This window comes from Dyadobacter psychrotolerans, from assembly GCF_004349265.1.
GTDB lineage: Bacteria > Bacteroidota > Bacteroidia > Cytophagales > Spirosomataceae > Dyadobacter > Dyadobacter psychrotolerans.
In genome coordinates, this window is sequence record NZ_SMFL01000019.1 from 61,519 (window position 1) to 75,550 (window position 14,032).

9 protein-coding genes are annotated in these 14,032 nt (G+C 41.4%); 3 read left to right on the forward strand and 6 right to left on the reverse strand.

All coding sequences use genetic code 11. From position 1 onward, the window contains the following. The first annotated feature begins 154 nt into the window (after positions 1-154). On the forward strand, positions 155-538 hold the full coding sequence (locus E0F88_RS30330; RefSeq protein WP_131962094.1) for a hypothetical protein: 384 nt from the start codon (positions 155-157) through the stop codon (positions 536-538). Between the two features lie 290 nt (positions 539-828). On the opposite strand, the gene E0F88_RS30335 is transcribed toward E0F88_RS30330, so the two are convergent. Beyond that, positions 829-1,152, reverse strand: a complete 324-nt coding sequence (locus tag E0F88_RS30335) for a RagB/SusD family nutrient uptake outer membrane protein (protein ID WP_310589737.1) — start codon at positions 1,150-1,152, stop codon at positions 829-831. Between the two features lie 789 nt (positions 1,153-1,941). Here E0F88_RS30335 and E0F88_RS30340 point away from each other — a divergent pair. Further along, positions 1,942-6,153 (forward strand): hybrid sensor histidine kinase/response regulator, encoded by a 4,212-nt coding sequence (locus E0F88_RS30340; RefSeq protein ID WP_165940190.1) that lies wholly within the window; start codon positions 1,942-1,944, stop codon positions 6,151-6,153. Positions 6,154-6,713: 560 nt separating this feature from the next. Here E0F88_RS30340 and E0F88_RS30345 read toward each other — a convergent pair. Then, a complete protein-coding gene (locus E0F88_RS30345) occupies positions 6,714-7,766 on the reverse strand; it encodes a DUF5694 domain-containing protein (protein WP_131962097.1) in 1,053 nt (350 codons plus the stop codon). A gap of 253 nt (positions 7,767-8,019) precedes the next feature. On the opposite strand from E0F88_RS30345, the gene E0F88_RS30350 reads away from it, so the two are divergent. Further along, positions 8,020-8,679, forward strand: a complete 660-nt coding sequence (locus E0F88_RS30350) for a DJ-1/PfpI family protein (protein WP_229213961.1) — start codon at positions 8,020-8,022, stop codon at positions 8,677-8,679. Between the two features lie 323 nt (positions 8,680-9,002). Here E0F88_RS30350 and E0F88_RS30355 read toward each other — a convergent pair whose 3' ends face one another. From E0F88_RS30355 to E0F88_RS30370, 4 genes are all read right to left on the reverse strand, one after another. Further along, the gene (locus E0F88_RS30355; RefSeq protein WP_131962098.1) at positions 9,003-9,425 is read right to left on the reverse strand and encodes a BLUF domain-containing protein; all 423 of its coding nucleotides are present in this window, start codon (positions 9,423-9,425) and stop codon (positions 9,003-9,005) included. 656 nt (positions 9,426-10,081) lie between these two features. Next, positions 10,082-11,620: an alkaline phosphatase family protein gene (locus E0F88_RS30360; protein WP_131962099.1), complete on the reverse strand. Its 1,539-nt coding sequence runs from the start codon at positions 11,618-11,620 to the stop codon at positions 10,082-10,084. 29 nt (positions 11,621-11,649) lie between these two features. Beyond that, positions 11,650-12,516, reverse strand: coding sequence for a glycerophosphodiester phosphodiesterase (locus E0F88_RS30365; protein WP_131962100.1), 867 nt, complete (start codon positions 12,514-12,516; stop codon positions 11,650-11,652). Positions 12,517-12,551: 35 nt separating this feature from the next. Beyond that, positions 12,552-14,030, reverse strand: a complete 1,479-nt coding sequence (locus E0F88_RS30370) for a SusD/RagB family nutrient-binding outer membrane lipoprotein (RefSeq protein WP_131962101.1) — start codon at positions 14,028-14,030, stop codon at positions 12,552-12,554. Positions 14,031-14,032 lie beyond the last annotated feature (2 nt).

Here is a 14,032-nt window from a genome sequence, read left to right on the forward strand (position 1 = left end):
GCCCTCGTTTAGTCATCTCGATTGTTTAATTCAATCGGAATGCTAACTTCGTACGCACTTTTCACAGCATTGGTCATTGTATGCTTTTAAAAGATGTCGAATTAAACCCGTGAAGCAAGAAAGTTATTTCCATCTATTTACGTAATTGCTTGTCATGAAATCATTTATCCTTTTAGCTATTCTTTTCTGCCTGTCCACACTGTGTTTTGGCCAAATTCTCGTTGGAGACGTAGATATTAACCAGGTAGACAGTATTAAAATTGCTGAAGTGTATGTGAATCGACGCGCTGTGAAAAATGTCGTTCACGTCTATGTTGATTTCGGTCAGAGAGATAATTTGAATGCAAAAAGTGTTGGAAATCGAATTGATGATCTTCTGATATTAGACCCTGAAACCAAAAGGAAAATGGTTTTCAAATCCACTGGTTCGGTGCTGAACTTTTTTGAGCGAAAAGGCTGGGAGTACATAAATGGTTTTGCTGAAAACACACCAGATGGTTCAGGCTATTATTATTTCAGAAAAAGACTATCAAAATAATGCTAGAAAAAAGCTTATTTCCCCTATTCCCAACAAACCTGCTATCCCAAAACGATCGGAATGGCTGCTGGCAACATGTGGGGAAGTTGGAGTAACGGAGAAATCCGTTTTCTTAATATCCCCTCCGGATACTACATTAGCATCAAATTCTAGGTCACGGCTCCGATGCAATGTATATTGATAACCCTAAAAATACAAACCAGCGGTAGAAAGTAATCACACCTTTTCTAACGCTAGTTCGCGGAAAATATTAATATGATTGCTTGTGTATTGATTAAAGAATGTCAATATCACTCAAGCACAACTCTGAACTTCTCAGAATATTTTTTCTGCCCGCCAGTCTCAAAACTTCTTTTATCAATTACTTTTTGGTCGAAAACCGATTTGGTCATGCTCAGGGTAGCTTTGGCTTCTTTGCCAGTGCCCGCATTGGCGCGGTCGTTGATCATTTTCAGGCGGTCCACGGCAGGCTGGGTCGGAGCGCCAGCTTGCATATTTGCTACTTCTGCATAAATGAGCAATATGTCTGCAAAACGCAGAAGTTTCATATCTGTTCCCGCATCAGCGCAACTAACTTGCTGATCATAAAGATTTTGAATATTGTACTTGCCAATTTAAGGCACGCCACGGCAGATTTGGACCAATTGATTACCGGCGCATTTGGATCATAAATGTCTGAAGTAAAATCGAGCAACAGATAATTGTGCTTACGAGGCTGCTCAGGATAAACATTCGAAGCCCAATAAATTTTTACCGGTCCGCCGCTATGCATATTCTACATGCCCTTTCTCGCATAACCCAGAAAATTTGTATCCGTCCGATAATCACCATATTTGAACGGATCCGGATATTAGGTACTCTTGCCTCATGAAAAATGAGACAGAAAAAATGCGTGGCTTGTATTATCAATGGCAGTCGCAGTGGATAAGCAAACAGGCGTTTTGTGTCAAGATATATACGCCTATGTTTTCGACTAGTATTAAGTTAATTAATCTCAAAATCTGTTCAACAGTACCTCCCTCACAGCGTGCGTCAATCAAAGTAAATTTACCCAAAACTGTATTTATAGATAGTCTGATAGGAAATTTGTCATTTAAACAATCATTGACCGTTATCAAACTGAATGGAACCAGTGTTTACAGCTGATGTTTGCTTAATCAAGCATGTCTGGCCTGATACTCCCAGTATCTTTCAACTCCACTACGTGACAATCTGAAATCAAACTGTTATTTACCTATATTATTTTTGGCTGTATAAGAAATGCTGACAAATAATGGATACTATAATTTGCAGTGAATAATAATTAGTAACATTACTAATATAATGTAATATTTACGAACTATCGTCCAACTTACATAGAATTCGTTTTATATTGACGGAGTTACATGCCTTTCATCGGTAATATGAAAAAAATACTCGTGATTTTGCTGATTGTCTTGACTGATTGTTTTTTATTTCCGTCTTCAATATCAGGTCAAACACCAAGATTTAAGCGACTTACCACCAACGACGGCCTATCTCAAAGTCATGTGACTTGCATTTTAATGGACAGCCTCGGATTTATGTGGTTTGGCACAGAAGACGGACTCAACAAGTATGATGGCTACAAATTTACTTATTATAAACATGATGCCTTCGACAAGAGCAGCATCAGTGACAGCTATATCCAGGATATCTTAGAGGATCGATCAGCAAATTTGTGGATAGCCACATCTGACGGATTGAACAGGCTAGACCGAGACAAGGATATATTTACGCACTTTTTTTCAGCTCAGACCAAACTTAACATCAATGACCTGTTTGAGGACAGTGCGGGTAAAATTTGGCTTGGAACTACCTCCGGTCTTTATTTATTTGATCCGGCTACTAAAAAGCTAAGTCTTTATTGGCTGAATATTAAATTTAACAAATCAGCTAGGCATCAGTTTGTTTCCTGTATTTCTCAAAATCGAGATGGCAAGTTATGGGTCGGAACCGAGAACGGGCTTTTTCTTATAGATCCGAAAACCAAAAGGTACGCCTCGTATGTTCATCAACCCGGTAAGGAATCCACCCTTAGCTCAAACTGGATAAAGGCTTTGTGCAAAGACCGACATGGAAACATGTGGATTGGTACCCATGGCGGAGGTATGTCACTTTTCTTGCCAAATGAAGATGCTTTCCGCAATTTTACTTTCGACTCCAAAGCCGGCAATTCTATAGCCCATAACGATATTCTTTACATCACCGAAGCATATGACCGGAAATTATGGATAGGAACCGAAAACGGGGGGCTTAGTATCTATGATGTTGTATCAGACAAATTTACGACCTACATCCATAATCCTGAGGATTATTACTCTTTAAGCAATAATTCAGTATATACGATTTATAAAGATAAAGCAGAGAATATATGGGTAGGAACATTTGCGGGAGGATTGAATTATCTTCCCAAATTTGGAAAAAAATTCATTACATACAGACAAATAGCCAACACCACTAATCAGCTCTCTAACAATGTTGTCCTTTCAATTTGCAATGGAGAAAATGAGGACCAGATTTGGATTGGCACCGATGGAGGAGGTTTAAATCTGTTTGACCGCAAACGGAAATCGTTTAAGGCTTATCGTCATAGCGATAATGATATCAACTCGATCAGTAATGACTACGTCATTTCAGTGATCCGTGTTTCAAAAGAAGTGCTTGGCCTGGGATTTCACAACGGCGGATTTGATCTGTTCAATACAAAAACCGGACAAGTCACACATCACCTTGCTGAATCCGGCAACCCCAACAGTTTGTCCATATCAGATGTCAACAATTTATTTATGGACCGCCAAGAAAATATATGGCTTGGAACGTGGAAGGGCGGCTTGAATTTGTACAATCCCAAAACCAAACTCTTCAAACAATTCAGGACCAGCCTAAGAGACCGCACCAGTATAAGCTCCGATATTGTTACGACGGTTTTTCAGGACAAGGCAGGTAATATTTGGGTCGGCACTTATGATGGCTTAAATCTCTTTGACCAAAAAACAGGGATCTTCAAACGATTTTACAATGACCCTGCCGACCCAAATAGTATTTCCAGTAATAAAATACAGTCGATCAGAGATGCTGAAAACGGAAATTTGTGGATCGGCACGCTGGGTGGGGGGCTGAATTATTTCGACCGTAAGACGCAAATATTCACCACCTATACCGAAAAGGAAGGATTGGCAAGTAATGTTGTCTATGCCATGCTGGGAGATGATAATAAAAATCTGTGGTTGAGCACAAACAAGGGTATCTCTCAATTTAACACTGGTAATCGGACTTTTAGAAACTATGGCATTTCTGATGGTCTGCAAGGAAATGAGTTCAGAAGCAACTCGTGCATTAGGAGCGAAGACGGTGAAATGTTTTTTGGAGGTGTAAGAGGGTTTAACACATTTTACCCTGATAGTCTCAATGACAACACCTTTATCCCCCCGATCTACATTACTGATTTTCTGATATTTAATAAAACGATACCAATTGGCCAGGGAGATACATTAATACCCCAACATATAAACCAAACACATTCCATTGCCCTTTCTTACAAGCAGACGGTTATTACCTTCGAATTTGCTGCTTTGAATTATACCGTACCGGAAAAAAACCAGTACGCTTACATGCTGGAAGGTTTTGATAAGGAATGGATAAACAGTGGCATTACAAGAAAGGCCACATACACCAACCTGGATCCGGGTGACTATGTATTTCACGTAATCGGCTCCAACAACGACGGCATATGGAATAAGACCGGTACGCGGATCAATATTCACATCGAGCCGCCCTACTGGAAGACGACCTGGTTTCGGATGCTGCTATTACTATCTATGGCGGGTTTGATCTACATTTTATATAGATACCGGGTTCGGGATATAAGAAGACAACAAAAATATCTTGTCCAGCAAGTCCGGCAGAGAACAAGCCAGGTAATGCAGCAAGAACAAGTTTTGCGTTCCCAGGCTGCGGATCTTAAGCTAATGAATGAAAAACTCGAGAAAAAACATGCTCTCGAGCTCGCAGCAAGGACCGAAGCCGAAAAAGCAAACATGGCCAAGAGCGTATTTTTAGCCACCATGAGTCATGAAATCCGAACACCAATGAATGGTGTGATTGGTATGGCTACGCTGCTGAAACAAACAGAGTTGACAGACGAGCAACGGGATTATACAGAAACCATTATCAGCAGCGGTGATGGTTTATTGACAGTGATTAATGATATTCTGGACTTTTCGAAAATTGAATCAGGTAACATGCAGTTGGAAAGCCTTAGCTTCGATCTGAGGAATTGTATTGAAGAAGTACTGGATATTTTCTCTGCCAAGGCTGCTGCAACCGGATTGGATTTAGTCTACCAGATCGGCAGCCAGGTTCCCTATCATGTTGTTGGCGATAAGCAGCGGCTTAAACAGATATTGATAAATTTGATAGGAAATGCTTTGAAGTTTACCAAGCAGGGCGAGATTCTCGTACAAGTCGAGCTGTTGAAATATGTTGAGAATGAAGTCAAACTATGTTTTGATATCAGAGATACAGGAATCGGCATTCCAGCAGATAAGTTGGACCGTTTGTTTGTGGCATTCTCCCAGGTCGACGTCTCACATTCACGCAGATATGGAGGGACAGGTCTTGGCCTGATCATTAGTAAACGATTGGTGAACCTGATGGGTGGAGTTATTGGTGTTGAAAGTGTTGTTGGCCAGGGCACCTGCTTTCAGTTTACGATCACTGTGCAAGTGGGTAGAGAAAATAGTGAAGTTTGGCAACTTAAAAGCCTGAATAACGAAAGTAAACTTGTTTTAATTGTCGATGACAATGAGACATATTTGCACAGCCTAGACTTTCAACTCCAACAATGGGGAGTTCAAACTATACAGGCTGGATCAGCTCGACAGGCATTGGAGATCATCGATAGCGGCAAAAAATTCGACCTGATTATCACTGACCAGCAAATGCCGGAAACGGATGGATTAATATTGGCGAGTCGGGTAAAAGAAAAATATCCGTTTATACCGATTGTGTTGTTAAGTTTGCCCGGAGATCAAACGCATAAGGAATATGGCGATCTCTTTTCTGCAATCTTGACAAAGCCTGTAAAGCACCAGCATCTATCGCAATTACTCCAGACCCAATTTGACACGCAAGGAAAATTCATTACACCCGCAGTTCCTGCCATGGTTACTTCACTTTCCGAGGAATTTGCAACCATATTCCCTTTGCGAATTCTTATGGCAGAGGATAATATGGTCAATGAAAAGCTTTTTGTTTGGATACTTACCAAATTAGGTTATACACCACAAATAACCCGTAATGGCAAAGAAGTCTTGGAAAAGGCCCTAGAGCATCACTACGACGTAGTTTTCATGGATGTGCAAATGCCTGAAATGGATGGTTTGGAAGCCACCAGGCAAATTCGTTTGCAATTAGTTAATCAACCCTATATCATTGCTATGACAGCCAATGCAATGCGGGAAGACCGAACAGAATGTCTGCAGGCAGGGATGGACGATTATATCTCAAAGCCACTGACGCAAGATGATGTGAAGCGATCTTTACAAGGTGCCTATGAAAGTCTAACAAGCAGGAAGTCATCTAGGAATGGCTAGGACCCGGCAATATTTATACTCCTGAATTTCTTCGCAAGTAGACGGTTAGTCGTCAAATTTCAACCGATCCTATTCATACGAAAAACCCTTTTTCTTTAATGAAAATAATATTTTGCAGGGGCGCCAACAATTCATGTTTAGGCTATTTTTCGTATCCCTAAGAAACATGGGTTTAAGCTTTAACAGCGTCGAATTCCATAAACGCCCCCAGCCAGCTGCAACGCATCGCCCACAAACATAACGCCAATTATTTAGGCGCATGATGCGAAAGCAAACGGAGTCTGACTTTGGCACTCCCGATATCCACTAGGGCAGCTCATAATCGACGAATCCAAGTAAGGGTGAGCGAACTGTTTTAGCAGCAGTCCCCGTTTACGTCAAGGAAACATCTTAAAATAACGTTTTTTGTTTTTGAACCGAAATTTTTAACATATTATAGCCAGGCGTCTCCCGCTGAGCAGGCTGAGCGTAGCGCTGCCAGCGATTATTTTTACGATTGGGCATTTTGGATAATTTTGAAATTTCAACAAGCTTCTGACTTTTATCCATCCATGAGCCAGTCACCTAACTTCATTAATGTTTCTGATCGTTACATCAGCCATTGTTTTAAATATATCCTGCATATACCTGCGATGATTGGCACCTGCGAAAACGAGCACCCTTTTCAAACCCAATGCCCGAGACCGATTTACAACATTGTCGCACATAACTTTATTTCTCAATAGCCACCAATGAATTTGCGAAAGCATTTCCTGTTTTGGAAATTGTGGGATATCATACATTTGAGGAAAATAAAAGTCTCCTGAGGCAAAAATCGCAGCGGCTTCGTCCGTATTTAACCATTCCGTTACGTTTTTTGAGCTTTTTTCGATACCTGCGTTTTTCAGAAAGCCTTTATCTCTTTTAGTGAGTAGCGTTTTTAATTCATCGGCATAAGATGCAGCTGTATCGTCTTTAAATTCTTGAAACTTTTGATGAAACGCTGCCGAAGATGCTTGCCAGTTCAAATCATAATCCTGGCAATCCATGGGAAGTAATTCCTTGATTTTCATTTCCAGCATCATTGGAAATGCAATGAGTGCGTATTCCGAGGTTTTTAGCCTTTTCATACTTCTCCCAGTGGTATCAAGCCCGGGACTAAGCAACTTATTTACGTAGTTTTCCAGCGACTTATCCGGTGTTTGCCTAAGTTTGCTGACAACCTGCCAGAACTGATAATGTGCATTTGAAACGTCCTGGTTTAGGTAATAGGCATGTGCAAGATCCGCTTTTATTTGATAATCATCTGGCCTTTGCTGTGACAATTGTTTTAAACTGTCAATGGTCTTGGGAAGTAAATCGACTGCTATTTCCCGGTTTCTTCTAAGCATATTGACTCGCCGAATGTTGTCCTGTTTACACCAATAATCCATGACAAGTCTTTCATCTTCCTTACTCAAAAACTCTCCAAAAAAAGCGGTTGGAGCGAATTTTCTGATTTTACCGTAAATAGCTGAAAGCTCCTGCCGGGGGTAGTTGCTGTAATTATGTGAAACGCCTATCAGAACAATGTCCACTTGCTGTGCAGATACATTAACCGATATGAAGAGAATAATTAAAAAAGAAAATTTCATTTTTGGTATCATATCCAATACGGTTCTTGAATCAATTTCAACTAAAAATATTAAATTTTTGTAAGGCGACTGGATAAAAAAATTTAACAGCAGTCGAATTTGAACCTTCAATATACTTATTGGTCCGCTGAAAGCCAATTTAGCACAGATTCTCATTCATAGAAGGTGGGAACGTCCATAAGGATATTAACCGCTCAACACTGGATTAACTATAGCGCTAGAATTAATTTGACATTAAACATCAAGACCAGTCATGATCGGTAGAATGGCTGTGATTTTGGCTTTTAGTAGATCAGCCAGGCAGAATGTCTCTCTTAACATTTCATGTTCAAATCTTTACACCATGAATCGCAAAATTTTGCTCGTCACCGGAGATGGTGGCGAGAGTTATGAAACCCTCTATGCCGTTCACCGCTTTCAGGAAGAAGGCGATACTGCCGTGATTGCCGCCCCCAGCAAACGCCGGCTTCACTTGGTGATGCACGATTTTGAAGCCGGTTGGGATACTTATGTGGAGCGCCCGGGTTATTGTCTGGATTCAGACCTGACAATCGAACAGGTCGTAGTTGACGACTATGACGCGATTTTGCTTCTAGGGGGGCGCGCGCCCGAATACCTGCGTAACAACGCTGCGCTGCTGGAAGTAATCCGGGAGTTCGACCGCCAGGGCAAATGGGTTTTTGCCATCTGCCACGGTATTCAAATTTTGGTTACTGCCGGATTAGCCAAAGACCGAAAGTTAACCGCTTACGAACATGTGCGTACTGAAATTGAGATGGGTGGCGGTATGTACTCTACTGAACAAGCCATACGCGACGGAAATATAGTAACCGGACAGACCTGGCAATCACACCCCGAGTTTTACCGCGAGGTCTTTTCCTGTCTCAACAAAGCGAAGCTTATTGAGCAGTAAATAAAAAATCAGCAGCTTGTTATTTCTGTCTTCTTAGGTTTCATAGCCGACGAAAACGGCAATGACAGTTTTTTCATTTATCAATATCTGATCGGAAACGCAGGTAATAGCTTCAAATTACTATCCGGTAAACTCCTATGAATGCGAACAGATTTACAAAAATTAAATCCGTTCGCAACGTCAAACCAGATCATCGATAAGGCATCCAAGACGCCTGTCATACAAAGGCGAATATGATGAATCGAAGCATGCACAGAGCATAAAACGATCCTTAATATGATGATGTTTTGCATTCATATAATACGTCGATAGGCCGTTGGAAGCTAATTACGATAATTATTTTTGTAAAAAGACTCCAACAATGATATCACAACACTATCGGTGTCCGATCCAGGTAAAATTGGATTTTTAATGAACGGCATCATGTCATGTAAATGACCAAATTCCTTGGCTGTAAGTGTGCTATATCCCATAAGCCAGTCGGGAAAGGTTCTTTGGTCTATCAGCCCGGTGTAAAGCCTGATTAAATTATGATGTCGTTGATCGGTACTGATTACTTGGTACAAAGATTCAACCCGCTGCTTTTCTCCTTCCAAAACCTGAATGATGCTCCCGTTGCAGTATAGAAGTATCCCGGTAATACCCAGAGTCCTGTTCTTGTTGTGACTATGCGTCAATAACGCCGATATTTTATCCTGGTCAAATAATTCGCGTGCAGTGCTCAGGTAGATTAAGCAGTATTCCATAAAGGTTTTTAGACGAAGATATAAATTTTTCGGTAACCGGTAGTATACTTGCAGCAAACAAATTCAACTTTGTTTGCTGCATGAACTGTATTCTCCCTGGTAGCTGTATCATAATAACTAAACGAGATAACAAACAAAGGCGGCCATTAACTCCGTATATGATTGGTAATTATATTTCGCCGGCAGTAAGTCTTTAAAGATCGATTAATGGAAATAAGGGCTGATCGACCTGACCGTACTATACAATCCATCCAAACAACCGCTACTCTGAAAAAGCGGCAATTGCTTCAAAATTATTTACAACTCTAACAAGTCAAAAGTTCGATATGCGATATTTGCAGCGGTAGTAAACTGCAAGGCTAGAACTTCTGACTTACTCCCTTAGCGTTTTCGTCGCCTGTGCTAAATTGAAACAAGGCTGAGCGGTACACGATGACCTGAAAGCAATTTGGCGATTCACTGCCCAAGGTAATACGCACACTGATAATCTGATCTTAATAAATCAGATGCTTTAAATCACAAGCATATAAATTCAGGTCAGTAATGCAATTTTAAATTTACCCTCTATCTACTAATTAAAGTGTTTTATAAAGAGTAATCGGATCAGCACATAATCAATTTGCATCAGGTTTGTAGCCAGGCAAAATAACCAGTCGCTATCTGCTCCTTTCAACTTTGCTATAATTAAAATACCGATATTGACCCAGTATTGACATGTCCAATGAGAGTTTATAGCTTCCCCACGGATATTTGACTTCTGTTACAACCGTTTCCTTTCTTGATTTTCCAACTTCCTTTTTCGTCTTTTTGAGAAATTCAGTCATTATCCTGCCGTCCATCTGAGTTGGAACAGGCAAAGAGTAAAGTCCCAGAACAGTCGGGGTAATATCAATATTAGATGTAGGCAATACATCTTTGTAACCGCTTTTAAAATCAGGTCCCCAAACCATCAGGGCAATATTGATCTCGTAAGGACTGGATCCGCCATGGCCGGCAACACCAGTGGTAAAATCAGTGCCCGCATATCCTTTGTCGTTGGCATCATCGTTCCAATTGGATGCGACAAGAATGTCGCCCGACCGTTTGGGATGATTATAATGAACCGCATCAAATGAAAGCGTTCCATCGATCCAACCCTTCATACTGGCTTTTGTCTTTGGTTTGGTAAAGACAGCGCCAACCCAGTTTTCCTGATGCAGTGCTGCTACAATTTTTCTAATATTTTCTTCATTATGGTCTTTTACATAAAACGCTCCTTCGGCGATGACAACATCGTCTGATTCTTTACCGCTTTTCAAACCTTTACCAATCAAAAAATCGGTTAGATTTTGTTTGCCTTTCTGGGTAACAAATCCGTGATCGGTAGAGATGATGATATTGAATTTGCTGCTCAGGTCTCTGGCCTGCAAAGAATCAAGTACCCGGCCAAATTGCTGATCTACAAATGACAAAGCGGAAACAGCTTGGTCTGACCCGATGCCATATTTGTGCGCAGAACCATCGGGATCCGAAAGCCATGCTGCACTTACCAGAGGACCGTTATGCTTTAAACCATATTTTATCAGCGCATCAATCACCCATTTGTGTTTGGCAAAATAATTATCTCCCTTTTGCGGGACTTGACCTATTTCTGCCAAAACCTGAGATTTGAGCGATTCAGGAAGTATCAGCTCGGGATTGATAATAGCCCCGTTTCCTACTTTGTGATTTTGCAAAAATGCCTGGCCAGTCGTTCCCGAGCTGAAAACCATCATCTTTTCGCCTGCCGATTGCAAAACCTCTCCTAATGAAACAGCGGTCAGTAACTGGTTGGATTCGGTTTGCTGAACCTTGATCAATTCCTCATAAGTCGTTCCGATCGCTTTGGATTTATTTACAGCCGGAAAATATATGCTGTTGCCCAATATTCCATGTGTTGAAGGGTATGAGCCCGTAGCATACGATGCTGAATTTACCCTTGTTACGGTGGGAAAGACGCTATGATGATGCGTTCCAACAGAAGCTTTTTGTTTGAAAGCATACAAGTTTGGCATCAGCCCGGCGGTGATATAGTCCGGTCTGAGACCATCGAAAAAGAATATCAGCGTTTTATTTTTGACCGATTTACTTGACTGTCCATAAGCATTAGATGATAATGATGCCGCTACAAGCGTCAAGCAAAAAGCGATCAGTGATTCAACAAAGTGTTTTTTCATTCTATTATTTTTATTCAAAACTTCAGATTCTATAATTGCTTCTTGTAAATTGGTTTCCAGGTTTTAATACCAAGTTTTTCCGTTTCAGCCAGAAGTTCTCCCACATTGTTTACCAGCACAAAATCAACACCCATACCAAACAGATCAGTAAGCTGCTGAGCTGTTTCAGCGTAGAAATAATTAATTTTGACCTTATTTTCTTTCAATGAGACTATTAAAGGTGTGCGGTCCTGACCAGCTTCCGGCTTTAAAAGCTGGATAAATTCCGCTTTCATTTTGATTGTCTCCGCTACATACTTAGCAGTATTCCGGCGGTAGCTATTTTCTCCGTTACAAATTAAAATTCCCGGAACCTGTTTCCTTGCTGCTGCGGATGCTTTTTCTGAGCAGGTCAGAAAAGCCTGATGCAGCCGTCCGGATTTTTCAAGCATTGACGCCGCCGCCTTTCCAACAGCTTCGTCGCCTTTTAAATGACAGTTCAGCCAAACATTATCAGGCATCACAGCCAAAACTTCCTGAAAGGTTGGAATCACAGTACCCTTGAACTTCTCAGACTTCTTAATGCCTGCATCCAGCGAACGCAGGTACTTATACGTAAGATCTGACACATTTCCCCTTCCATTGGTCGTGCGCTCTACGCTGTCATCGTGCATAATGACCATCACACTGTCTTTGGTGAGCTGAATGTCAAACTCGATCATTTGCGCTCCCAACTTCGCCGCTTGCAGCAAAGCGGGCAAAGTATTTTCGGGATGCGTATCCATAGCCCCACGGTGCGCGCACAAACCACGCTGAGGTAATATGATTTTCGACTTCTGAGCAAATGCAGTATTAGGCATCAATGCAGACAGAAATACAAGCCCGGCAAACAAATGGGCAACTATATTATTCTTCATTTTTGATTCTTCAATTTTGATTTCCCTCCAGACATTTACTTCTCCCACCAAACCTTAACATCACTGTTATCGCCTCCCATGGAAGCAACGGCAGTTTTTAGCGCCTCAGGATTGAGCGATTGCAAATAAGTAGGATATGGAACGCGTGCCGGAAACAGGTTTTCTGCCGGAATTCCTGCGCCTCTTGGCAAAACCGGGAACCCTGTTCTTCTCTTTTCAAACCAGGACTGGTAATCGACAAAAAAGTAGGCGTAATACTTTTGAAGCATGATTTGTTCCAACTGTTTATCAGTGGTTGCATTGGCATCAAACAATACACCCGGCTGCTTAACAAAACCAGCTGGCAAACTTGCTCCCCACTGGGTCATTGATGCTGCAATGCCTGATTCATAATGTTGAGTGGTTGTTGAACCGGTATTATATCCTTTTAAAGCCAGCTCAGCCTTGATAAACTCAACCTCTGCCAAACTCATCATTACACCGAGCTGTGGCAAAGTTTTCAATCCGTCCGCATAACTTGAATTGGCGCCTACTGCATATTCCTGTGTAGTGGGATAGCCGCTATCAATACCTCTGTATACATTTTCAGTGCCTACCTTAACCTGCGTGCTCCATACTGCTCTTCTGGGATCATTGACCTGGTTCATTTTATCCATGAAGAATTTGGTAAAATAATTACCGTCACGCCAATCAACCTGTCTGGCGTTGTAAAATGGGTTGAAAAACGGGAATGTACCCGGGTATCTGAAAATGGCTTCATCACTGTTAACTGCAAAAACCGGGTTGTTTGTTGGATCGGCCAGAATAGAAGTAATCTGCTGCTTTACATCTAGCTCACCCTCTCTTTTAGACAAACGGAGCAGCAAACGTAAACGCAAGGAGTTACAAAACTTTTTCCACTTCAAAATACCCGGATTTTTAGTACCCGAAAGTGCGTTGGCGTTATAGAGCATGTCTCCGCCGTAAGTCAATGCCTTGGTATCATCCAGCAAACCATTGGCTGTTTGAAGATCTTTCAGAATCTGAGTATAAATATCCTTTTGCTTGTCAAAAGTAGGTTTGAAATTTCCTTCCAGTGCTTTGGTTGCCTGAGAATAAGGTACATCGCCATAAAGATCCGTTAGGATGGAATAAGACCAGCTTTTGTAGATCAATGAAATTGCCTTATAGTTATTTTCATTCAGTTTGTCTGCAATAACGTAAATGTCCTGAATGTCACTTAAATAAGTATAAAAATTAGTCCACACACCCGTGCCTGGATTGACAAGATAACGATGCAGCCCGCCTCCGCCGGCACTAGCGCGGGGAGCGTCCACCTGCATGAGCTCGTGCGTAAAATTACGGCTTGCATTGACTGTGCTGTTAATTATTTTGTATTGCAGCTGCCCAAGCATAACGCCTGGCGTAATTTCCTTTGGTCGGTTTGGATCGGTATTGAGCTGTTCAAAACCGTCGTTACATGAAATTAGCAGGCCCGCTAAAAGCAAAAGAGGAAAATATATTTTTCTTAACATTT